This is a genomic window from Microvirga mediterraneensis, from assembly GCF_013520865.1.
In the GTDB taxonomy this organism is placed as follows: Bacteria; Pseudomonadota; Alphaproteobacteria; order Rhizobiales; family Beijerinckiaceae; genus Microvirga; species Microvirga mediterraneensis.
Genome location: NZ_JACDXJ010000001.1, coordinates 1,536,049 through 1,558,408 on the forward strand (window position 1 = coordinate 1,536,049; position 22,360 = coordinate 1,558,408).

The following is a 22,360-nucleotide window of genomic DNA, read 5'->3' on the forward strand; positions in this document are numbered from 1 at the left end:
GTATTGCTTGTGGACGCCGCGACGGTCCTTTAGAATCGCAAGCTCTCGCAGTACAGGCAGCGAGCAAGAATGGAATTCAGGGGCGCTACTCCAGGTTGTTGCGCAGTATTCCGCTCCGTTGAGCGCGCGAACACTTGCCCTGATGTTGGGAAACAACGTTTCGTAGGCTGTATTCGGAGTTATGGGTCAGCTTTTCCGATAGAAGATATCCAGCACATCGTTCCGCCAAGGGCGATCCGGCACAGGCTCAACGGCCTCTGCGGCCGCCCGTGCTGTCGGGGTCGTCCATGAGCCGAGATGTGCCCGCCGTCGTTCCAGGGGATCTGCCGGATGAGAGGCGGACGGTGCATCTCCAGGCGTCGCCGACCAGCTTGATCATCGAGCAGACACTCCACACGAAGCGGCTCGATGAGCTGGAGGATGCTCTCAACACGCATATTTCTCGGCAGAGATTTGCGAACGCCACGGTTGGAGAGGATGCCAATGGAATGTTCGCATTCCGTGGCCACGGCTCCTTCGGAATATTCCAAGTGCGGATCGGGCGTGAACTCGACGTCATGCTGGAGCCCGAGGAGGCCGACGATCGGATGGCCTTCGTGATGACCGCATCGGGAGCTGGCGAGGTCGTCTTAACCCGGGGCATTTTACCTTACTCTGCCGGTCACGCCGTCATTTTCTCGTCCCAGCAGCAGAGAATCGTGAGATTCGATCAAGAAACCGAAGCTAGGGTCTTCATGTTGGAGCGCCCGAAGGTTGCGGAATGCTGCGCGAAGCTGCTGGGGCATGACATTCCGGGCTTCGTCGATTTCGATGTCTCGGCCGATCTCGACACCCCTTCCGGGCGCAGCTGGCTGCGGCTGCTCGACTACGCGGAAACCGAGATGTCCGATCCGTATTCCTTCGTTCGGCACTCGCCGGTGGCCTGGCGCCAGTTCGAGCAGCAGCTGCTGACCGGCTTCCTGCTCTCCCAGCGGCACGAGTACTCGCAGGCCCTGCTGGCGCCGCAGGCCGCGGCCGTGCCGTTCTATGTCAGGCGGGCGGAGGCCTATATCGAGGCGCATTTCGCCGAGCCCCTGTCGCTGGCCGACATCGCCGCGCAGGCGGGGGTGAGTGCCAGGAGCCTGCAGAACGGTTTCCGGAGCTTCCGCCACATCACGCCGATGATGTTTCTGCGCTCCGTGCGGCTGCACCGGGCCCATGCGGCTCTTCGGGCGGCCGATCCGGCGGCCGTGACGGTGACGGAGGTCGCCCTGGCCTGCGGGGTCAGGCATGTGGGGGAGTTCGGGATCGCCTATCGCCGCGTCTACGGCGTCACGCCCGGCCAGACGCTCAACAAGAGGCGCTGGCCACTATAGCATATGCCTGGCCGGGGCGGCGGTCGCCGCCCCGGTAGGATGCCGATCACTCGGCAGGCGTCAGGTGCGGCGTCGACGACGAAGCGATGTCGCGCGCCGGCTTGAAGACGAAATACGCAAACAGAACCATGGCCACGAGCACGATCAGGGAGGCCAGGGCGGCAACCGGATCGAAAGCCGCATATCCGAGGTGAAGAGCGGCAACGGCGATGGTCAGCAGGACAGTCCCGGCCGACCAGACGATGACCTGGATCAGGGCCAGCCGGCTCTTGTCCAGGGCGGGACGGCGCTCGTAATAGATGCCGAACAGAAACAGCGACACCCACCCGAGCAGGTTGAGATGCGCATGAGCGGGCATGATCGAATGGTCCTGGGATGCGGCCATGCCAATTCCCATCGCCATGCCTGCGATGACGAAAAGAACGGCGAGCCTGAAGCTGAGCGACGAAGCAGTCATAAGGTCCTCCTGAAAGTATTCCCGGCTGGTTTGCTTATGTTTTCACTACACCGGTGAGCAGAATGTCCGATGTGTGGAAAATCACAACCGTGATTCGACATGGGCGTCGCATATATACGTTATTTCGTATGTTTATGTAAATATCGTTGCGTTCCCGGCCTTCATGCTCCCGGGCCGCCGCGACAAAGAGAAACGGCCCGCCAGAAGCGGGCCGTCGCAACAACGCTCATCAGGATCAGCTGCGTCATGTCACGCTCTCCTGGAGAATCGGACCCAAAAGTGGGCTTGCACTTTCGAGATCCCCTTTTCGCGGACCCGGCCCTCTGGGTCCGAACGGTGCGCTAGCGCATCGTTCGGAAAAGTGGATCCGGTTTTCCGCGTCGACGATGCGCTCTTCCAAGAGTGGAGCATCGGATGAATCCCAAAAGTGCAAATTCACTTTTGGGTCCGATGCTCTAGCGTGAGCCCGGCCTCTTCTTACGGGTTTTCGCTTTCTTCCAGGACGGTCTCATCCGGGCTTTCCCTGCCATCCGACGCTCCTATGGTTCGGGGTTGCCGTCAGCCGCGATCGCGCTCTGTCTTGTCCAGTCCCTCTCGCTGGTCGTTCTCCTCCAGGCGACGGTCCGCTGCGGAGCGGTCGCTGCGAATCCGATGCTCCGAATTGCCTTCGGCCGGAGGCACGACGCTGACGTTCACGCTCCGCTCGGCCAATCCTTGAGCCCGGTCTTCCGCCTTGCCGGGCATGGAATCATCCTTTGCTTTGGATATCGCTGCGCTGCGAGCCGGATCGAAGGCCTTGCCGATCCTGGAGGGCATGCTCGCAACGCTCCACATGGCTTTGAGCGCGCTGCTGCATCTCCTGAACGTTATGGCAGGGGTTCTCGACGTCCTGATGGCAGAACTGGCATCTCATGATCGCCTCCTTTGCAGAATGAACAGGAGGCCAACGTGACGGCGATGTGAGGGTTCCGACGTTCAATAGCCGGCAGGCCGAAGCTTCCGGCCAATCGTTTCCATCAAGCTCAGCCGTAGAGATAGCGCGGCAGCCACAGGCCAATCTCCGGGAAGGTGTAGAACATCGCCATGGCGACGATCACGAGGAACAGGAACGGCATGACGCCTGCGAAGATGTCGTTGATGTTCACATGCGGCGGCGCGATGCCCTTCAGGTAGAACGGCGCCATGGCGACAGGCGGCGACAGGAACGATGTCTGGATGTTGAGGGCGATCAGCACGCCGAAGAAGACCGGATCGATGCCGAAATTGTCGAGAAGCGGCAGGAAGATCGGCACGAAGATGACGACGATCTCCGTCCATTCCAGCGGCCAGCCCAGTACGAAGATGATCACCTGCGTCATGATCAGGAACCAGAAGGGCGACAGGTTCAGATGCGTGACGAACTGCTCGATCGGCTGATGACCGCCGAGGAAGGCGAAGATCGACGAGAAGATGAAGGAGCCCACGAAGAGCCAGCACACCATGGCGGAGGTGCGCGCGGTGAGGATCACCGATTCCTTGAGCTTTCCAAAGGTGAGCGAGCGGTATGCTGCTGCCAGCAGAAGGCTGCCGAGGGCGCCAACGGCGGCAGCCTCGGTCGGCGTCGCGATGCCGAAGAAGATCGCGCCGAGCACGGAAAGCATGAGCACAGCCAGCGGGAAGAACGACGTCCCGAGCGACCAGACGATCTTCGCAAGCGGATATTTCCGATGTTCCGCAGGAAGCTTCGGGGCGAGGCTCGGATTGAGAGCGCAGCGGATGAGCACATAGAGAACATAAAGCCCGGCGAGCATCAGGCCCGGGAAGAGCGCGCCGGCATAAAGCTTCGGCACGGACACGCCGGCGGTCGCGCCGTACAGGATCAGCATCACGCTCGGCGGAATGAGGATGCCGAGACAGCCGCCCGCGCAGACCACGCCGGCCGAGAGGCGTATGTCGTAACCGGCGCGCAGCATGGCCGGGAAGGCGAGAAGGCCCATGAGGGTCACGACCGCGCCGACGATGCCCGTCGCCGTGGCGAACATGGCGCAGGTCACCAGGGTCGCGATGGCGAGCGAGCCGGGAAGCCCGCCGACGGCGATCTGGATCGAATGGAACAGCCGGTCGAGGATGTTCGCCCGCTCGATGATGTAGCCCATGAAGACGAAGAGGGGGATCGCCACGAGCGTGTCGTTCGTCATCACCGAATAGGCGCGCTGCACCACGAGAGCGAACACGATGTCGCCCATGGCGAAGTAGCCGAAGCCGAAGCCCAGCGCCATCAGCGTGAACGCGATGGGAAATCCGAACATGATGAAAACCACGAACAGGCCGAGCATCAGAACGCCCAGCTCGGGATTCCCCAGCCCCCATGATGCCAGCATCAGACGATCCCCTTCGTAAGGCCTTCTTGTTCGGCTTGTTCGAGAATGAGCTTTTCGGTTTCTTCCACGTCATGGAGCCGTGGCGGCCATTCCCCGCTGCGCAGGCACGCAACGCAGCGGATGACTTCCGCCAGACCCTGAAGCGCCATGAGAACGCCCACGATGGGGATGAGGGCCTTGAACGGATAGATCGGCGGTCCGTTGGGCGAGTTCATCGAATGCTCGTTCATCATCCAGGACATCTGCATGAACGGCAGGCCGGCATAGATGAGCGCGAGGATGCCGGGAAAGAAGAACAGAAAGTAGAGCACGAGATCCAGTCCCGCCTGCCGCCGGGGCGCCCAGTTGCGATAAAGGAAATCGCCTCTCACATGATTGTTGCGGGCCAGGGCATAGGGACCGGCCACCATGAAGAGCAGGCCGTAGAGCATATAGCTCGCGTCAAAGGCCCACTCGGTGGGAGAGCGCAGCACATAGCGCGAGAAGACCTCGTAGCAGACGGCGAAGGTCAAGGCGACGATCGACCAGGCGACGGCTTTGCCGATGGCGGTGTTGATGCGGTCGATGAGATAGGCAAAGCGCATGGATCGAAGCCCTTTCACGAGTCTTCGGTGCGTGTCGTGGGAGCGGCACGCGCGGTGCCGCTCCAGGGTTCGGGATGAGTCTCTTCAGGTTGAACCTGCGGGCGGCTTTCGTCAGGTTGCCTTGAAGAAGTGCTCGTAGGCCATCTCGCGCGACGGTTCGTTCAGGCGCTCATAGGCATAGGTGCGCTGCACCCAGGCTTTCTGGCTGTCGATCACCTTCTTGAAGAACGGGTCCTTCGAGAACTCGTCGATGACCTTGTTCCAGGCGTCGAGCTGGGCCTGCAGCACGGTCTCCGGCGTCTTCGTCACCTTGACGCCGCGGGCCCGGATGGCCTCGAGATCCTTCGAGTAGCGGTCGAGGGCCTTCCAGGACATGTCGGCCGATTCCGACTCGGCGGCATATTTGAGGATGGCCTTGAGCTCGGGCGACAGCGCATCGTACTTCGCCTTGTTGAAGATGAGCTCGAAGGTCTCACCCGATTGGTGGTAGCTCTGGAGCATCAGGTTCTTCGAGACGTCCGGGAAGCCGAGCACCAGGTCCGAGGACGGGTTGTTGAACTCGGCGCCGTCGATGACGCCGCGCTCCAGCGCCGGCACGATCTCGCCGCCGGCCAGGATGGTGACGGCTGCGCCGAGCTGGCGATTGAGGTCGGCCGCAAGCCCGACGGTGCGGTATTTCAGGCCCTTGAACGCATCGGCGGAGGTCACTTCACTCTTGAACCAGCCGAGCGGCTGCGCCGGCATCGGGCCGGACAGGAAGCCCACGATGTTGAGCTTCAGGATCTGGTTCTGCAGCTCGTTGTAGAGATCGTAGCCGCCGCCGTAATTCATCCAGCCGAGGAAGGAATTGGCGTTCCAGCCGAAGGATGGGCCCGTGCCGAACAGGGCATAGGCCTTGTTCTTGCCATACCAATAGGCGGCGACGCCGTGACCGCCGTCGAGAATGCCCGCGTGGACGGCATCCTGCAGCTGGAAGGCCGGAACGACCGCGCCGGATGCGAGAACGTCGACCTTCAGGCGACCGCCGGACATGTCGTTCACGCGTTTGGCGAAGTCGTTGCAGAATTCGTGGAAGATATCCCGGTTCGGCCAGGTCGACTGGAATTTCCATGTGGCCGTCTGGGCTCTGGAAACCTGGGGAGCCGCGATCGTTGCTGCTGCTCCCAAGCCGGCAACCTGCAGGAACCGGCGACGCGATTGCTTGGATACGCTCGAAGTCTTTGACGCAGACGAATTGCCTTTCTTCACGGCTTCCTCCCTCACCCCTGTTTATTGTGAAGGATCGCGTTTTCTTATGATGGCACGCGTTGTTCCTTATTCGATGGTGCGTCATTTTGGCAGAGCGTGCAAGTGGGGTAGAAGAACTCTGCGTCATGCTGGAAGAGGAGAGAATTTTTACTTTTGAAGTTCATGCGGATGCTACGACATTAGTCGTAGGTGCGGCGCATGAAGGCCGTTGTTCCAGGTATCAATTACGGTACGCAGCGAGGAACCAAGAGGCCCGTGGCCTGTTCACTTCCATTCGTGGAGGTTGCGATGAAAAGTGCTTTTCTCCTGGCCGTCGGTCTCTCTCTTCTCTCAACAGGCGCCATGAGCCAGGAATCATCGCGAGATCGTGATGATGCCGGACGTAGCGGCTGGCGCGACAGGCACGACGGTTGGGATCGCGACGGCGACCGCCGTCGCGGCTCGATCATGCGCGACGACGACGAGGAGGAGGATCGGGGTAGCCGCGACGGGCGGGGTGCCCGTTTCTTCCTGCGCAGCGGGGACACGCAGCTTCGCGTCGTCTGCGGCAATCGCGAATCGACGCAGGCCTGCGTCGACGCGGCCCTGCGGATGTTCGACCGCGTACAGTCCCAGCCAGGGACGGCGACGAGAAGCACCCCGGCTCCCGCTCCCGCCCAGCCGCCCCAGTGACGCCGTTCAGGGGTCGCGTGCGCCATGGACAGCGGAGCTCCCCCTGAAAGCGCAGGGTTTCCTGTTGCGGCCGGCATCCTCTTCGGTCTCGGCCTCGGCGGGTTCTTCGACGGGATCGTCCTGCATCAGTTGCTTCAATGGCACCACATGGTCACGCAAGCCGGCTACCCGCCCGACAGCGTGGAGAACCTGAAGATCAACACGTTCTGGGACGGGCTCTTCCACGTCCTCACCTACGTGTTCGTCGCAACCGGTCTGGGACTTCTCTGGCGGGCCGCGAGGCGCATCCATATCCGCTGGTCCAGCAAGCTGCTCTTCGGCACCCTGCTGATCGGCTTCGGCCTGTTCAATCTGGTCGAAGGGCTCGTCAACCATCAGCTTCTCGGCATCCACCACGTCAACGAGACCGTGCCCCGGGAGCAATGGCTCGCCTGGGACGTCGGCTTCCTGGTCTGGGGGCTGCCATGCTGGTCGCCGGCTGGTTCCTTCTCCGCTGGGGCCGGCGCGAGACCGGCTCCCGATTGGCAGTCAGGCGCTCTCAAGGGCAGTGGTAAGATCTGCCAATAAGTCATCACGATGTTCCAGCCCGACAGACAGGCGCACGAGGCCGTCCGGGATGCTCATCTGTGCCCGCTGCTGCGGGGTGAACCGCTGATGGGTGGTCGTCGCCGGATGGGTAACAAGGCTCTTCGCATCACCCAGGTTGTTTGAGATCCGGATGAGCCTGAGCGCGTTCAGGAAGCGGAAAGCCCCGTCTTTTCCGCCCTTTACATCGAGGGCGATCATCGTGGAGGCGCCGCTCATCTGGCGCCGGATCAGTTCCGCCTGGGGATGATCGGGGCGTCCCGGGTAGATCAGCCGCTGGAGCTTGGGGTGACCGTGGAGCGCATCCGCGAGATAGCCCGCCGTCGCCGTCTGCCTCTCAACCCGCAGGGGAAGCGTCTCCAGACCCTTCAGGAGCACCCAGGCATTGAAAGGTGAAATGGAAGGTCCTGTCATACGCAGGAATTGCTGCACCTTCGTCTCGATGAACTCGGTCGAAGCCAGGATCACGCCGCCCAGACATCGGCCCTGTCCATCGATGTGCTTGGTCGCGGAATAGACCACGCAATCCGCCCCGAGGGCGAGGGGCTTCTGGAAGAGGGGCGTGGCAAAGACGTTGTCGACGGTCAGCGTCGCACCGGCCTCGTGCGCAATGGCGGCCACGGCCGCGATATCGATGATGTCCAGGCCCGGATTGGTCGGCGTTTCGAGGAGAAAGGCCTTCGTTTCCGGCCGGACCGCCGCCCGCCACTGGTCCAGGTCTCCTCCATCGACGAGGGTGCAGCCGACGCCGAACCGGGGCAGGAAATCCTCCACCACCCACCGGCAGGAGCCGAACAGCGCGCGCGCCGCCACCACATGGTCGCCGGCCTGAACCTGCCCGACCATGGCGGCCGTCACGGCGGCCATGCCGCTCGCGGTCGCCCGCGCCGCCACGGCGCCTTCGAGGGATGCGATGCGCTGCTCGAAAGCGTCGACCGTAGGATTGGAATACCGGCTGTAGCTGTAGCCGGGCTCCTCGTTGAGGAAGCGCCGCTCGGCGCTTTCCGCGCTCTCGTAGACGAAGCCCTGCGTCAGGAAGAGCGCTTCCGACGTCTCGCCGAAGGGCGTGCGTTGATGGCCCTCATGGACGAGGCGGGTTTCCAGGCGGTAATCGGGTTGCTGCGGCGAGGTCATGAAACGATCCTATGACTGTTCTTTAAAAAGAACAATCGTCTTGTTTCGCGGAAAGTTTCAGAATATCATTCTCCTGCTCGGTCGTCAGCGCAGGACTTCCTTGCGCGCCTCCGCGATCAGCCGCTTCACGCAAGGCTCGAGCGAGGAGCGCCACGGCGGGAGCTCGACCCCGTGGACGCCCTTCAGCTTACCGCAATCGAGCCTGGAATTGGCCGGGCGCTTGGCCGGCGTCGGATAATCGGCCGTCGCGATCGGCCGGACGCGGGCCGAGGGGCCGCCGAAACGGGCGGACAGGGTAAAGATCTCCTGGGCGAATTCCGCCCAGCTCGCAAAGCCCGTCCCCGTCATGTGAAACAGCCCGCGCAGGCTCCGGTCTTCGGGTCTTTCGAGGAGATTGCGGCTGACCGCGAGAATGCCGTCGGCGATGTCGAGGGCGCTCGTGGGCGATCCGAATTGGTCTCCTACCACCCCGAGCTCGTCGCGGTCGGCGGCGAGGCGCAGCATGGTCTTCACGAAATTCTTGCCGAAGGGGCTGTAGACCCAGGCGGTGCGCAGGATCACGTGGTTCTCCGCCTCGGCCGCTACGGCTTCCTCGCCCAGGAGCTTCGAGGCCCCGTAGGCGCCGAGCGGGGAGACCGGATCGTCCTCGCGGTAGGGGCGGTCGGCCGTGCCGTCGAAAACATAATCCGTCGACAGATGGATCACGGGCACGTTCATGGCCGTGGCCGCGCCGGCGACGACGCCTGCGCCGATGCCGTTGATGGCCTCGGCCAGCTCCCGGTCGGATTCGGCCTGGTCCACGGCCGTGTAGGCGGCGGCGTTGACGATCACGTCGCCTCCGGTTTCGATCAGGGCATCTTCGATGCCCGACGGATCGGCAAGATCGAGCTTGGGGCGCCCGACGAGCACCGCCTGTGCGCCATGGGCCCGCGCCCGCTCCGCCAGGGAACGCGCGACCTGTCCTTCCTTGCCGACGACGATGATACGCATGGAAACCCGCAATCCTCTTCGATGATGGAAGCGGCCCTATCGGAACAGGGCCGCCTGAGCAAGATCAGTCGTTGCCGATGGCAACGCCTTCACGGCGGCTGTCGGCGCCGCCGACCAGCCCGTTGGGCGTCACCACGATAGCATGGATGCCCGAATTCTGGGCGATCAGCTTGACCTCGTGGCCCTTCGCTTCGAGGGCGGCCTTCCATCCTTCGGCTTCCGTTCCGGCCTCGAGTTCCGTCGGGCCGTTGCGGCTGCCCACATTGGGAAGGTCGGCGGCCACCTGAGGGTCGAGCTTCCAGTCGAGAAGGCCTACGAGGGTCTTGGCCACGTAGTTGATGATCAGGCTGCCGCCCGGCGAACCCACGGCCGCGTAGAGTTTGCCGCTGCCGTCGAGCACGATGGTCGGGGCCATGGATGAGCGGGGGCGCTTGCCGGGCTCGACGCGATTGGCGATGGGTTTGTCGTCCTCCGTCGTGGCGAAGGAGAAGTCCGTCAGCTCGTTGTTGAGCAGGAAGCCGCTCTTCGTCATCAGCCGCGATCCGAACCCGTCCTCGATGGTCGTGGTCATCGACACCGCATTGCCATTGCGATCCACGATGGACATGTGGCTCGTGCCGAATTCGATCCCCTCGGACGGACCCCACAGGAAGGTCTTCTGGAAGGGCGGGTCGCCGGGCTTCGCCTTGCCCATGGACTTGGCGGGATCGATCAGCGCGGCGCGGCTCTTGAGATAGCCGGGATCGGTCAGCCCCTTGACCGGCACGTTCACGAAGGCGGGGTCGGCTACGAAGAGCGCCCGGTCGGCATAGGCCAGGCGGCCCGCCTCGGCGATCCAGTGCACCGCGTCCGGTCCGGGCTTGAGGGACGCCATGTCCTGCGTCTCCAGGATGCTCATGATCTGCTGCACCGCGACCTGGCCGGAGCTCGGCGGGCCCATGCCGCAGATCCTGTAGGTCCGGTAGTTCCCGCACAGGGCGTCGCGCTCCTGGACTTTGTAGCCCTTGAGATCGTCCAGGGTCATGTCGCCGGGATTCGTGGCGTGGCCCGTCACGGTGGTCACGATGTCCTGGGCGATCTCGCCCGTGTAGAAGGCATCTGCGCCTTTCTCGGCGATGGTCCGGAGGGTCTTGGCGAAGGCCGGATTCTTGAGAATCGTTCCCACTGTCTTCGGCGTGCCGTCAGCCTCGTAGAAATAAGCCCGCGCCACGGGATCGTTCTGGAGATATTTCTCCTGGGTCAAAAGCCCGTTGAGGCGCGGTGAGATCGCAAAGCCTTCCTCAGCGAGGCGTGCGGCCGGCTCGATCACCTGCTGCCAGGAGAGCTTGCCCCAGTTCCTGTGAGCGGCTTCGAGCAGCCGCAGGGTGCCCGGAACGCCGACCGAGCGGCCGCCGACCACGGCATCGTAGAATTTCATCGGCTTGCCGTCGGGTCCGAGAAAGCGCTCGGGCTTGGCGGCGGCCGGCGCGGTCTCCCGGCCGTCGAGGGTCGTCATGGTCTTTCCGTCCCAGAAGACCATGAAGGCGCCCCCGCCGATGCCGGAGCTCTGCGGTTCGACGAGATTGAGGACGAGCTGTACGGCAACCGCCGCGTCGACGGCGCTTCCACCGGCTGCCAGGATCTCGCGTCCGGCCTGCGCCGCCAGGGGATTGGCGGCGGCGACCATGTCTTTCGTCGCCGTTCCAACCGACTTGGCCGCGCGCCCCGTGGGAGCTTCAGGCGCGGGGGCGAGAGCCTGCGCGAAAACCGGGCCGGGCAGGGCGATGCCGGCGAGAAGGCCGAGGCTCAGGAGATTTCGTCGAAGAGCGTGGTGAGTGATCATGCGGCGGGCTTCCTCTCTGGTTCTTCGGTCCCCATGGGGAAGATCAGCCTAACAAAGGATCATCCCTTTGCGCCACTTCCATCGGATCTACGAAAAGAAGAAAATCCGCGTTTGCTGCGATGCAATAACACACTCCTGTCACTCTTTTCCGGCAGGGTGCGATTCGTGATGCGAATAAGGGAGCAGGACATGCACTCATACAATCTGTTCCGAAGCACGAAACCGGACGGACTGGTTTGTGCCGTCCCGGAAGAGCGCTCCGTCCCTTCATTCGTCGTCGAGCCGCATTGGCAGTTCGGCGGTCGGATCGAAGGCCAGGACGCGCCTCTCGGATTCGACCGGAAGGCTGCCATGGAAGGCGTGCGCTTCAACGGTTTCTATCTTTTTGCGAGCTTTCAGAAGGACCGTCCGGGCCATTGAGGTCCGGTCGCTCCCCGCATGTCCGGCTGATCCGGTCGGGCATGCCGAACCGACTAAAGAACACCCCGTCGATTCCGATCGAAACTTGATCTTAAGCGGCACCTGTCTTCTATCTGACTGACCTTCGCGCCCGCTGCCTTCCATCTTCGATTCGATTGTGAACTCCTCCCTCGCCCTCATCTGGACCATCACGGCCGCAACCACCCTGCTGCAAGCCGGCAACGGTCTGCTCCAGGCGCTCATGCCCCTGCGCATGCAGGCCGAAGGGATCTCGGTCGCGTCCATCGGCGTCGTGGCGGCGGCCTACGGGCTCGGCTTCTCGACAGGCTGCTTCCTGGCCCCGAGCTTTATCCGGCATGTGGGCTACATCCGGGCCTTTGCCAGCCTCGCGGCGGTGGTGGCAGTCCTGATCCTCGCCATGACCCAGGCGCACTCGACCCTGGCCTGGATCGTTCTGCGCGGACTGACCGGCGTCACGCTCGCGTGCATCTTCACCGTAACGGATGGCTGGATCAGCGCCCGCGCCACGTCGAGCCATCGCGGGCGCATCCTGTCGATCTACATGATCTGCACCAAGGTCGCCCTGATGCTGTCGCCCCTGGGGATCGGCCTCGGCGATATCCGCACGGACGGCCTGTTCATGACCGTGAGCGCCCTGATCACGCTCTCGCTCCTGCCGATCGCCGCAACGACGACGAAGGAACCGGCCGCCCCCCAGGGCGTGCGGATCGAGGTCCGGAAGCTGTTCGCCACCGCGCCATCCGCCGTGGTCGGCGCTTTCGTCGTCGGGTTGGTCAATGGCCCGGTCATTGCCATTACGCCCGTTTTCGGCGTCAGCATCGGATTGGGCCAGGATCAGGCCGCGGCCCTTCTCTTCGCCCTGCAGGCCGGCAGCCTCGCCATGCAATGGCCGCTCGGGTGGCTCTCCGACAGGGCGGACCGACGCTATGTGATCGCCGGGTTGGCCGCAGGGACGAGTCTCGTGTCGCTTCTGATCCTCTGGGCCAGTGCGCAGGGGGCCAATCTGCTGGTTCTATGGTCATTCGCAGCCTGGGGCGGCTTGGCCCTCTGCATCTATTCGGTCTGCGTGGCCCATGCCTGCGACATCGTCGATCCGGGGCAGATCGTATCCACCGTCGGGACTCTGCTGTTTTCCTGGGCCGCCGGCGTCACGGTCGGGCCGCTGTTCGGCGCGGCCGCCATGGAGGTGATGGGGCCGAAGGGGTTGTTCATCTACTCGGGCGTGGCCTCGCTCGGGCTCGTCGCGTTCATCGTGGCCCGGATTCTTAAAGTGGACCGCTCTCCGGCCAAGGGAGGCTTCGCGGATATCGCGCCTACCAGTTCTGCCACGGCAAGCCTGACGCCCCGCGCCGACCTCCAAACCGTCGAAGAACAGGAGCCCGCGACAGACGGCGTGTGCGAGGCGGATAAATCCGGTCAGAAGGCCGAAGCGTCCGCCGTGGCACGGGCCGATACGGCCTCGTAACGGTTGAGGCGTTTGTCGATCATGCCGTCGATCCTGTCATAGACCTCGGCCACGCTGAGCTGGCGGGTCTTCTTGCCGTCCTTGGTGAAGAACAGCGACTTGTTGGACTTCGCGGCCGCCGGGAAAGCGTCCGGAGCGCTCTTCTTCGGGGTGTCGTCCACCAGGGCGATGAACCGGCTCGCGCTGTCCACGCCGAAGAAGTGGGACAGGTAGAACTCCGACCGGCTCAGCTGCCGCCCGAGCTTGGCTTCGATCTTGGCCTTGTCGCGCTTCATCATCTCGGCCGCCATGAGGGCCGAAATATAAGGGTTCCGGCGCAGGCCGAGGATGTGCTGGCGCATGGTGGCATCTGCTACGTCGATCTTCGCCCCCGCGCCTGAAATCGCCTCGGCTTCGGCCGTCAATCCATGCAGGGGGCCGAACGAGCGGACAGCATCAAGCCAGGTGCTGGTGATGAACTGGAACAGGCCGACGGCGGAGGACGTGGAAGCCTTGTTGCCGGGCAGAAAGCTCGACTCCTTGTCCGCCAGGGCCATCATGTAGACCGGGTCCGCTCCCGTGAGCTTGGACGCCCGCATGATCGTATCGACGATCCAGACGGGAACCCGCATCTCCTCGAACTCCATGAATTCCGTCAGTTCGCGGGACACAGGCTCCTCGTTCCTGGCGCTCTCCGAACCAGGTGCATCGGTCAGGGGAATAGACAGGATGATCTGCTTCTGAAGTTCCGCCGGCGTCGTGTCGGCGGCCGCGACCGGAACGATGGCCTCGAGCGGATCGGCCGCCGCCTCGCCGGACATGGAGAACGGCGCCGTCGAATGGGCGGGCGGCAACCGGATCGCATTCGGACCGGCATCGAGCGGCGGCGGCAATGCCGTCCAGGCTTCGGCGGCCGAGGCTGGCTGCGTGTGGACCGCCGCGCCGATGGCGATCGTCAGACATGCGCTGAGACCGAAGCACTTGGTGAGGTCCAGCAGGGTTTTCCCTCCCTGGGAGGGCAGGAGGCAGGCATCGACAAGCGACCGGAAGCCGGCCTTCTTTTCGTTCTCAAGGCAAATAGCCGTCTGCTGGCATGCGTCCTGAGACGCTGTCAGAGCGATTTGCATATGGATAAGTCCCCACAAATGCACCGTTTCTCCGCCACGGCGGGTGCACGGTCGTTATTCGTTCGATGGGGTAAGTATGTGATGGCCTGATATGTCCAGAATGGGTCAGCTTGGCGTTAAAAGTTCGATTATGTTCCAAGGTGCGACCATTTGCATACGTCTATTAATAAGCGTTCATCTTTGGAGAAGGATCGATCTTCAAGGAAAAGCTTTCTTATCGTTAAACATGACTGATGGCATGATGACGCAGGGGGAATAATACGATGTGACGAGATGACAATAGCTAAATAAACTTAACCTTGCGCAAGGTAATACTGACTTCTGGAAGGGCCCTTGGTCCAGCCTCACATGCGCCGGTCCCCGGTCTCCGGTCTGCCGAGCAGGCGGGCGTTTTCGCCCCTATCCCGGCATGATAGAGGATATGCGTGAGGGAGATCGAACAGGCTCAAAATGCTCCACCGCTCCGTCATAAGCTATGCAGCATGGGTTCTGCTGTCGTGTCCGGCCATCTTCGCCGCCGGTGCGCAGGCTCAGACAAGGCCGGAGCGGGTCGCCTCGCTCAATCTCTGCACCGACCAACTTCTTCTGGCCCTGGCCGATCGGAGCCAGATCTCGTCCTTGAGCCGTCTCGCCGGAGACGCATCCCTCTCGTTTCTGGCTGACAAGGCGGCCGGAAGTTCCCGGAACGACGGTGGCGCCGAGGCCGTCCTCTTCGCCAATCCGGATCTCGTGCTGACGGGCACCTATGGCCAGCGGGAGCAGGTCGCCCTGCTGAGGCGTCAAGGGCTGGATGTGCTGGACTTCGGGCCCTGGACGAGCCTGGAGGACGGTCGCGGGCAGATCCGCGCCCTGGCCCTCAGGCTTGGGCATCCGGAGCGTGGCGAGGATCTGATCGCCCGCATCGACGGGAGCCTGGAGCGGGCGGGAGGGATCGTCCCAAGGGGACGCAGCATCCTCGTCTATGAGCGAGGCGGCTGGGTCATGGGGGCCCGGTCGCCGCTCGGCGAGATCCTGGTCCAGATGGGCTTCAGGCTGCATCAGGAGGCCCTGGGGCTGAACCAGGGCGGCGTCGCGAGGCTGGAGGCCATCGTGACGACGCCGCCGGATTTCATGCTTGTCGATGCGGCGTCGTCACGGGCGGTCGACAACGGTACGGCGCTTTTCTCGCACCCGGCCCTGGCCGAGGCCGTGCCGGAGTCCCGCCGCCTGGCGCTCCCCGCCCGATTGACGATCTGCGGCGGTCCTGCGACACCTGCGGCTATCGATGCGTTGAGCGCCGAGGTGCGGGACAAGGTCCGGTGACGGGCGGGGCTATTCCAGCTTCAGTTGCAGGGGAGGGGCCGGCTTGAGCAGGATCGGGCAGCCTGCCGCTACAAAAACAACGGCGTCGCAAACCTCCGCGATCTGCTGGTTGAGACGGCCCTGCTCGTCGCGGAAGCGTCGCCCCAGGGGTGTCGCGGGCACGATGCCTTGCCCGACCTCGTTGGACACCAGGATCAGCGGGCCTCCCGCATCCCGAACGGCTTGGACCAGCAGATTCGACTCATGGGCCGGATCACGCTCGGCCAGGACGATGTTGGAAAGCCAGAGGGTCAGGCAATCGACCAGGACGGCCTGTCCGGGAGCGGTCTGGGCCCGAATGGCTGCCACGAGATCGAGGGGCGCGTCCACGGTTCGCCACGATCCGTCGCGCTCGGCGCGATGCTGAGCGATCCGCTCGCGCATTTCCTCATCGTAAGCCTGGGCGGTGGCGATGTAGGTCCGCTCCGGCGACACGCTCTCGGCAAGCTGCAGCGCGGTGCGGCTCTTTCCGGAGCGGGCTCCGCCCACGACCAGGACACGGCGGCAGGTGGACATGGTCGATCAGGCGGTCAGGCGGTCGAGCGGCAGGACCATGTGCACGCACAGGCCTTCCGGACGCCAGTCCCGATCGAGCGTGCCACCCAGCTGTCCGGTGATGCTTCGCTGCGACAGCTGGGTTCCGAACCCTTCAAAGGCCGGGGGCGCCTTGATGCGGGGACCGTGGGTCTCGGCCCAGTGAAGATCGACATACCCGTCCTGCAAGGTCCATAGGATGGACAATTCGCCCTCCGGGCAGGACAGGCAACCGTATTTGGCGGCGTTCGTCGCGAGTTCGTGCAGGACGAGGGCAAGGCTCGTCGTCGTGTTGGACCCAACGAGCACGCTCGGTCCTTCAATGACGATCCTGTTCTGGCCGGCCTGCCGGTAGGGCTCGAGAACGGCCTCGATCAGCCGTGCGAGCTCTACGTCCGAGCCCTTGCCCGGATCGCCCGCCGAGACCGGCTGCACAAGTTCATGGGCCCGCGACAGGGCGCTCAGGCGCCCGCGCAGGGCATTGGCCATGTCCTTGGTGTCCTTCGCCGTGCGGGCGGTCATCGAGACCATGCCGTTGGCGATGGCAAACAGGTTCTTCACACGATGATTGAGTTCCCGCGTCAGAAGCTTCTGCGTCTCTTCCAGGGCATGATGCTCCGTGATGTCGCTGACGACCCCATAGAGACTGATGGCGCGACGGGTATTGTCCTCGTTCGCATAGACAGCCTGTCCGTGAGAACGGAACCAGCGGAGCTTCCCATCCGGCATGATGGCGCGATACTCGCTATCGTACTTGCCGTCGGATCCGGGTGCCGCCGCCGCTGCGATCCGTTCCTTGACGCCGTCCACATCCTCCGGATGGATCATCGCCCAGGCGTCGTCCAGGGGCAGGCTGTACAATCCGTTATGGGGAATGCGGTACAGGGCGCATGAGCCCTCGTCCCAGGTAATCAGGTCCTTCTCCAGGTCGATCTGCCAAGTTCCGAGATCGGCGGCCTCGAGGGCGAGGCGGTACTGGCACTCGAGCAGGCGGATGGTCTCGTCGGCCTTCTTCTGGGCATTGATGTTGGTGCTCGTGCCGAACCAGCGGGTGATTTTGCCCGTGAGGTCCTGGATCGGAATGGCCCGGCTGAGGAACCATTCGTAATCCCCCGCGACGGTCCTGACGCGGTATTCCCATTCATAATCCTGCCCGGCGTCCAGGGAGCGGCGCCAATGCTGCAGCACTTCGGGCAGATCGTCGGGATGGACGGCCGCTTCCCAGCCGTTTCCTAGAAGCTGCTCGCTGGAAAGTCCCGTAAACTCACGCCACCGGCGGTTCACATAGTCAATGGATCCATCGGGGCGGGACGACCAGACGAGTTGCGGCAAAGACTCCGCCAGAACAGCAAATTGCGTTTCCGTTTCCTTGAAATCCACTCAAAACTCCCCGGCCCGACCCTGCGGCCAAGTCTCCGATGCAACGGAAGCATTGTTGTAGGCCTTTTTCGAGGCTGACAACCCACATCGGCCGTTCGCGGCGATTTCTCCGGCGAAAGAGTAGCGCCAACCTCTCGAAACCATTAAAAGGCGGCCGACGTCTGGCGGTTCCTTCAGCCAGGACATAGATGCAGGACAGCCCTCATACCCGATGCGACCTCTTCCACGCTGAGGCTGATTGACCGTTTTCATGAATGATTTGAGCCCCCGCCCGGTATCCGAGCCGGAGATGTCCTCTGCCGAAGCCCTTCATCCGAAGGAGCGCCGATCCCGCCGGTTCGCCTGGATCGGGATGGCGGCGAGCGTCCTCCTGTTCGGCGCGTCATTGGTGGTTCTCTGGCAGATCGTATCAGAAATCGACGTCAATGAACTGAAAGCGGCTTTCACGGCCGCCAGCCTGCGCCAGATCGGCCTCGCGGTCCTCCTCACGGCCATCAGCTACAGCCTGCTCACCTGCTACGATGCCATCGCCCTGCGGCAGCTCAAGCTGCAGGTTCCCTACCGAACGACCGCGCTCGCCTCGTTCACGAGCTACGCGGTGAGCTTCACGCTCGGGTTCCCCCTGCTGACCGCCGGCACGGTGCGTTACTGGATCTACTCCCCCAAGGGGGTCAGCCCGGGACGGGTGGCGAGCCTCACGGTGATCGCCGGGGTGACCTTCTGGCTCGGCATGGCGCTCGTCCTCTCCTGGAGCCTGATCAGCAAGGCCGACGAGCTGGCGAGCCTCGTCTATACCCATATCTGGATGAACCAGCTCGTGGGCCTGGGCGCCGCACTCTTCGTTCTGGGCTACATGGTCTGGGTCTCGATCAGGCGCCGCGTGGTCAAGATCCAAGGCTGGAAGCTGGAGCTGCCGGGCTTTCGCCTGTCCCTGGCCCAGATCCTGATCGGCGCGGGCGATGTCTGTGCCGGGGCCGGGGTGCTCTTCGTGCTCCTCCCCGGCGGGCACAATCTCGGCTTCGAGACCTTCCTGGCGGTCTATATCCTCGCCGTCATGCTCGGCGTGGCGAGCCATGCGCCAGGAGGGCTCGGGGTCTTCGAGGCCACCATCCTCCTGGCCCTGTCGAACTATCCCCGCGAGCAGGTCCTGGGGGCGCTGCTCCTCTATCGCCTCTGCTATTACCTCGTTCCCTTCGTGATCGCCCTCGCGATCCTCGGGGCGTACGAGATCCGCAACCGCATCCGGGCCGCCCGGCTGTCTTTCAAGCCGGACGACGAGGAGCTGGCGGGCGAGGTCGAGCTCGGCGGGAGATGACACCCGGGCCAGCCTCTCCTAAAGAAGGGAGACCGCGCCTCCGAGACATCTTCCCATGAGCGACCCCGACGACCTCTCGCCGGATCCCCTCCGACAGAGCGCCTCTCCGACCCGTGACGCTGCCCTGCGCGGGACGGTCGTGACCTGTTTCGTGCTGGTGTCCGTATCGCTGGCGCGGGGCCATGGGGACGGCTGGCTCCTGATCTGGGCCGCGATCGCCATCCTGGCGGGCTTCCTCGTCGCCGGCCCCAAGCGCGGCCTCGGGCTCGGAACCCGGATCACATCGCAGCCGAAGGCGAATTCGCGCTCAAGCGTGGCCGAGGCGGTTCTGGCTCAGATCCCGGATCCGGTCATCCTGGTGGACCAGCGGGCCGTGGTGATCGAGGCGAACCGGGCCGCCTACGAACTTCTGGCCGGGCTGAAGACCGGCCATCCCCTGTCCTTCGCCCTTCGCACCCCGGACGTGCTCGACGGGATCCAGGAGGTTCTGGAGAGCGGTCAGCCCCTCAAGGTGGAGTATTCGGAGCGCGTCCCGACGGAGCGGACCTTCGAGGTCCATATCGGTCCCCTTCAGGCGGACGTCCCGGACGCGGGTGTGAGCGCCGGCGTCGTCCTGTTCTTCCGCGATCTCACCTCGGCCCGGCGGCTGGAGGCCATGCGGGCCGATTTCGTCGCCAATGCGAGTCACGAGCTGCGCACGCCGCTGGCCTCGCTCCTGGGCTTCGTCGAAACCCTCCAGGGTCCGGCCCGCGACGATGCCAAGGCCAGGGAGCGGTTCCTCGACATCATGAAGGAGCAGGCGCAGCGCATGAAGCGCCTGATCGACGATCTCCTGTCCCTGTCGCGCATCGAGATGCGGGTCCATCTTTCGCCCACCCGGACCGTCGATCTCGCGGCCATCGCGTCCCAGATGGTGGAAACCCTCTCTCCCCTGGCCAAGGAGCGGGGCGTGGCCATCCAGGTGGCCCTCCCGGACCGCCCCGTCCTCGTCCTGGGCGACCGGGACGAGCTTCTGCGCGTCGCCGAGAACCTGATCGAGAACGCGGTTAAATACGGCGAGAGCGGGGGCAGGGTGGATGTGGAGGTCTCCCGGACCGGGGAGCCGGTGCCGCAGGTCGCCTTCTCCGTGCAGGATTACGGCCCGGGCATCCCGCCCGAGCACCTGCCCCGCCTGACCGAGCGGTTCTACCGGGTCGATGTCGCCCACAGCCGGGACAAGGGCGGAACCGGCCTCGGGCTCGCCATCGTCAAGCACATCGTCAACCGCCATCGCGGCCATCTCGACATCGCCAGCGATCCCGGGCAGGGCGCCCGTTTCACGGTCCGTTTCCCCGAGGCCGCGCCTCGCCCGTAAAACGGCGCAGCACCTCCCCGATGGATCCATCGGGGGTGTCATTTAATTGTCATTCAACTGTCGTAGAGGAGACATCCGTTGGGCCTAGCTGTCCCATCGCGTGACGCGGCCCAGGCTTTGAAGCGGGCTGTCGCGCTTGCTTGAACAGGAGACTTATCGTGAAGATTATGTCCTACGCCCTCGCGGCCGGCCTCGCCGTCGCCAGCCTTACGACCACGGCCTCTGCTGCTGACATCACCGGCGCAGGCGCGACCTTCCCGTTCCCCGTGTATTCCAAGTGGGCCGAGGCCTACAAGAAAGAGACCGGCAACGGCATGAATTACCAGTCGATCGGTTCCGGCGGCGGCATCAAGCAGATCCAGGCGAAGACCGTCGATTTCGGCGCCACCGACGCTCCGATGAAGGGTGAGGACCTCGACAAGAACGGCCTTCTGCAGTTCCCGACCGTGATGGGCGCCGTCGTCCCCGTCGTGAACATCGAAGGCATCAAGTCCGGCCAGATCAAGCTCACGGGCCAGGTGCTCGCCGACATCTTCCAGGGCAAGATCGCCAAGTGGAACGATCCCAAGATCGCCCAGCTGAACGCCGGCGTGAACCTGCCGAGCGCCAACATCACCCCGGTCTACCGCTCCGATTCCTCGGGCACGACCAGCGTGTTCACCACCTACCTGTCGCAGGTTTCCGACGCCTGGAAGGGCGAGCTCGGCGCCGGCACCACGGTCAACTGGCCGATCGGCCAGGGCGGCAAGGGCAACGAGGGTGTCGCCGCGACGGTCAAGCAGGTTCCGAACTCGATCGGCTATGTCGAGTACGCCTACGCCAAGCAGAACAACATCCCCTACACCCTGCTCCAGAACAAGGCCGGCAAGTATCCGCAGCCTGAGATCAAGTCGTTCCAGGCCGCTGCCGCCAGCGCCAACTGGTCGTCGGCTCCCGGCTTCGGAATCTCGCTGACCAACCAGGTCGGCGAAGACGCCTGGCCGATCACGAACCCCACCTTCATCCTGGTCTACAAGACCGCGGAGAAGCCCGAGCAGACCGCCGAGGTGCTGAAGTTCTTCGAATGGTCCTTCAAGAACGGCGACAAGCTCGCCTCCGACCTCGATTATGTCCCGCTGCCGGACAACGTCGTCGAGCAGATCCGCTCGACCTGGTCGAAGGACATCAAGACCAGCGCCGGCCAGCCCGTCTACAAGATGTAAGCTGGTTCCCGACCTGTAGATGGAGTAAGGCGGATGGCTGTCTTGTCTGATGAGATCATCGTGTCGAACAACATGCAGTCCATCCGCCGCCGCACTTCACCACTATTCGATCAGGGCTTCCGCTGGGCAAGCTACGGCTCGGCCCTGATCGTTCTCGCCGTCCTGGCCGGCATCATCGGCACGATGGTTTACGGCGGGTGGCCCGCCTTCCAGGAATTCGGTTTCGGGTTCGTTACTTCCAGCATCTGGAACGTGGGAGGCGAGCAATTCGGCGCCTGGGTCGCCATTGCCGGCACCTTGACCTCGGCCCTCATCGCTCTCGTGATCGGCGTGCCGATTTCCATCGGGATCGCGATCTTCCTCACGCAGCTCTGCCCGCCCTGGCTGCGGCGTCCGGTCTCGACCGTCATCGAGCTGCTGGCCGCGGTGCCCAGCATCATCTACGGCATGTGGGGCCTCTTCGTCTTCGCCCCGCTCTTCGCCAACTACGTGCAGATCCCGCTCACGAACATCGTGGAGGGCATGCCGATCATCGGAACGATCCTCTATGCGCGCGTGCCGTCCGGCGTCGGAATGCTGACCGCGGGGATCATCCTGGCGATCATGATCATTCCGTTCATCGCGTCGATCACCCGCGACATGCTGGACCAGATCCCCAGCATCCTGCGCGAGAGCGCCTACGGCATCGGCTGCACCACCTGGGAGGTCGTGCGCCACGTCCTGCTCCCCCAGGCGGGCGTCAGCATCATCGGCGCCGTCATGCTCGGCCTCGGCCGCGCCCTCGGTGAGACGATGGCGGTCACCTTCGTGATCGGAAACGCCAACCGGCTGTCCCTGTCGCTCTTCGACCCGAGCTCGACGATCGCGTCCCGCATCGCGAACGAGTTCAACGAGGCGTCGGGCCTGCATATGAGCGCCCTGCTGGCCCTGGGCTGCATTCTGTTCGTGGTCACTTTCATCGTTCTTGCTCTCGCCCGGCTTCTGATCGCCCGCGTCAAGACCCCCTGAGGTGAAG

Annotated in this window: 20 protein-coding genes and 1 pseudogene; 10 read left to right on the forward strand and 11 right to left on the reverse strand. The window is 63.8% G+C overall.

Going from position 1 to position 22,360, the window contains the following annotated elements; all coding sequences use genetic code 11:
- The first annotated feature begins 287 nt into the window (after positions 1 to 287).
- Positions 288 to 1,355, forward strand: a complete 1,068-nt coding sequence (locus H0S73_RS07220; protein WP_181051512.1) for a helix-turn-helix domain-containing protein — start codon at positions 288 to 290, stop codon at positions 1,353 to 1,355.
- Positions 1,356 to 1,401: 46 nt separating this feature from the next.
- Here the strand turns inward: H0S73_RS07220 and H0S73_RS07225 are convergent, their stop codons facing one another.
- The 5 genes from H0S73_RS07225 to H0S73_RS07245 all read right to left on the reverse strand — a co-directional run bounded on the left by H0S73_RS07225 (position 1,402) and on the right by H0S73_RS07245 (position 6,004).
- On the reverse strand, positions 1,402 to 1,812 hold the full coding sequence (locus tag H0S73_RS07225) for a hypothetical protein (protein ID WP_181051513.1): 411 nt from the start codon (positions 1,810 to 1,812) through the stop codon (positions 1,402 to 1,404).
- A 558-nt stretch (positions 1,813 to 2,370) separates the two neighbouring features.
- Positions 2,371 to 2,628 (reverse strand): hypothetical protein, encoded by a 258-nt coding sequence (locus H0S73_RS07230; RefSeq protein ID WP_181051514.1) that lies wholly within the window; start codon positions 2,626 to 2,628, stop codon positions 2,371 to 2,373.
- A 206-nt stretch (positions 2,629 to 2,834) separates the two neighbouring features.
- Positions 2,835 to 4,172: a TRAP transporter large permease gene (locus H0S73_RS07235; protein WP_181051515.1), complete on the reverse strand. Its 1,338-nt coding sequence runs from the start codon at positions 4,170 to 4,172 to the stop codon at positions 2,835 to 2,837.
- Positions 4,172 to 4,756, reverse strand: coding sequence for a TRAP transporter small permease subunit (locus H0S73_RS07240; protein ID WP_181051516.1), 585 nt, complete (start codon positions 4,754 to 4,756; stop codon positions 4,172 to 4,174). The genes H0S73_RS07235 and H0S73_RS07240 overlap by 1 nt, the downstream gene beginning before the upstream one ends.
- A 111-nt stretch (positions 4,757 to 4,867) precedes the next feature.
- Positions 4,868 to 6,004: a TRAP transporter substrate-binding protein gene (locus H0S73_RS07245; protein WP_181051517.1), complete on the reverse strand. Its 1,137-nt coding sequence runs from the start codon at positions 6,002 to 6,004 to the stop codon at positions 4,868 to 4,870.
- Positions 6,005 to 6,292: 288 nt separating this feature from the next.
- Between H0S73_RS07245 and H0S73_RS07250 the strand changes: the two genes are divergently transcribed.
- Positions 6,293 to 6,676, forward strand: a complete 384-nt coding sequence (locus tag H0S73_RS07250; RefSeq protein ID WP_181051518.1) for a hypothetical protein — start codon at positions 6,293 to 6,295, stop codon at positions 6,674 to 6,676.
- A 24-nt stretch (positions 6,677 to 6,700) separates the two neighbouring features.
- Positions 6,701 to 7,230 (forward strand): annotated as a pseudogene (locus H0S73_RS07255) (DUF2243 domain-containing protein).
- On the opposite strand, the gene H0S73_RS07260 reads toward H0S73_RS07255, so the two are convergent.
- The 3 genes from H0S73_RS07260 to ggt form a co-directional block, all read right to left on the reverse strand.
- Positions 7,205 to 8,395, reverse strand: coding sequence for an O-succinylhomoserine sulfhydrylase (locus H0S73_RS07260; protein ID WP_181051519.1), 1,191 nt, complete (start codon positions 8,393 to 8,395; stop codon positions 7,205 to 7,207). The pseudogene H0S73_RS07255 and the gene H0S73_RS07260 overlap by 26 nt on opposite strands.
- Before the next feature lie 84 nt (positions 8,396 to 8,479).
- Complete coding sequence (gene rfbD, locus H0S73_RS07265) at positions 8,480 to 9,385, reverse strand: dTDP-4-dehydrorhamnose reductase (protein WP_181051520.1); 906 nt, start codon at positions 9,383 to 9,385, stop codon at positions 8,480 to 8,482.
- A 64-nt stretch (positions 9,386 to 9,449) separates the two neighbouring features.
- Positions 9,450 to 11,207, reverse strand: coding sequence for a gamma-glutamyltransferase (gene ggt, locus H0S73_RS07270; protein ID WP_181051521.1), 1,758 nt, complete (start codon positions 11,205 to 11,207; stop codon positions 9,450 to 9,452).
- Positions 11,208 to 11,396: 189 nt separating this feature from the next.
- Here ggt and H0S73_RS07275 point away from each other — a divergent pair, with 189 nt between their 5' ends.
- Together H0S73_RS07275 and H0S73_RS07280 are read left to right on the forward strand one after the other, a co-directional pair.
- A complete protein-coding gene (locus tag H0S73_RS07275; protein ID WP_181051522.1) occupies positions 11,397 to 11,627 on the forward strand; it encodes a hypothetical protein in 231 nt (76 codons plus the stop codon).
- A gap of 157 nt (positions 11,628 to 11,784) precedes the next feature.
- Positions 11,785 to 13,113, forward strand: a complete 1,329-nt coding sequence (locus H0S73_RS07280) for an MFS transporter (RefSeq protein WP_181051523.1) — start codon at positions 11,785 to 11,787, stop codon at positions 13,111 to 13,113.
- On the opposite strand, the gene H0S73_RS07285 is transcribed toward H0S73_RS07280, so the two are convergent.
- A complete protein-coding gene (locus H0S73_RS07285; protein WP_181051524.1) occupies positions 13,065 to 14,219 on the reverse strand; it encodes a transglycosylase SLT domain-containing protein in 1,155 nt (384 codons plus the stop codon). The genes H0S73_RS07280 and H0S73_RS07285 overlap by 49 nt on opposite strands.
- 450 nt (positions 14,220 to 14,669) lie before the next feature.
- Here H0S73_RS07285 and H0S73_RS07290 point away from each other — a divergent pair, with 450 nt between their 5' ends.
- Complete coding sequence (locus tag H0S73_RS07290) at positions 14,670 to 15,521, forward strand: ABC transporter substrate-binding protein (RefSeq protein WP_181051525.1); 852 nt, start codon at positions 14,670 to 14,672, stop codon at positions 15,519 to 15,521.
- A 9-nt stretch (positions 15,522 to 15,530) separates the two neighbouring features.
- Here the strand turns inward: H0S73_RS07290 and cobU are convergent, their stop codons facing one another.
- On the reverse strand, positions 15,531 to 16,076 hold the full coding sequence (gene cobU, locus H0S73_RS07295) for a bifunctional adenosylcobinamide kinase/adenosylcobinamide-phosphate guanylyltransferase (protein ID WP_181051526.1): 546 nt from the start codon (positions 16,074 to 16,076) through the stop codon (positions 15,531 to 15,533).
- Between the two features lie 6 nt (positions 16,077 to 16,082).
- Positions 16,083 to 17,474 (reverse strand): PAS domain-containing protein, encoded by a 1,392-nt coding sequence (locus tag H0S73_RS07300; protein WP_181051527.1) that lies wholly within the window; start codon positions 17,472 to 17,474, stop codon positions 16,083 to 16,085.
- 289 nt (positions 17,475 to 17,763) lie between these two features.
- Here H0S73_RS07300 and H0S73_RS07305 point away from each other — a divergent pair, with 289 nt between their 5' ends.
- The 4 genes from H0S73_RS07305 to pstC all read left to right on the forward strand — a co-directional run bounded on the left by H0S73_RS07305 (position 17,764) and on the right by pstC (position 22,353).
- On the forward strand, positions 17,764 to 18,789 hold the full coding sequence (locus H0S73_RS07305; protein WP_246388761.1) for a lysylphosphatidylglycerol synthase domain-containing protein: 1,026 nt from the start codon (positions 17,764 to 17,766) through the stop codon (positions 18,787 to 18,789).
- 55 nt (positions 18,790 to 18,844) lie between these two features.
- A complete protein-coding gene (locus H0S73_RS07310) occupies positions 18,845 to 20,143 on the forward strand; it encodes an ATP-binding protein (protein WP_181051529.1) in 1,299 nt (432 codons plus the stop codon).
- 158 nt (positions 20,144 to 20,301) lie between these two features.
- Positions 20,302 to 21,345 carry a phosphate ABC transporter substrate-binding protein PstS gene (gene pstS, locus H0S73_RS07315; RefSeq protein WP_181051530.1) on the forward strand — a complete coding sequence of 348 codons (1,044 nt, stop codon included), beginning with the start codon at positions 20,302 to 20,304 and terminating at the stop codon, positions 21,343 to 21,345.
- A 72-nt stretch (positions 21,346 to 21,417) separates the two neighbouring features.
- Complete coding sequence (gene pstC, locus H0S73_RS07320) at positions 21,418 to 22,353, forward strand: phosphate ABC transporter permease subunit PstC (RefSeq protein ID WP_246389233.1); 936 nt, start codon at positions 21,418 to 21,420, stop codon at positions 22,351 to 22,353.
- The last annotated feature ends 7 nt before the right edge of the window (positions 22,354 to 22,360 follow it).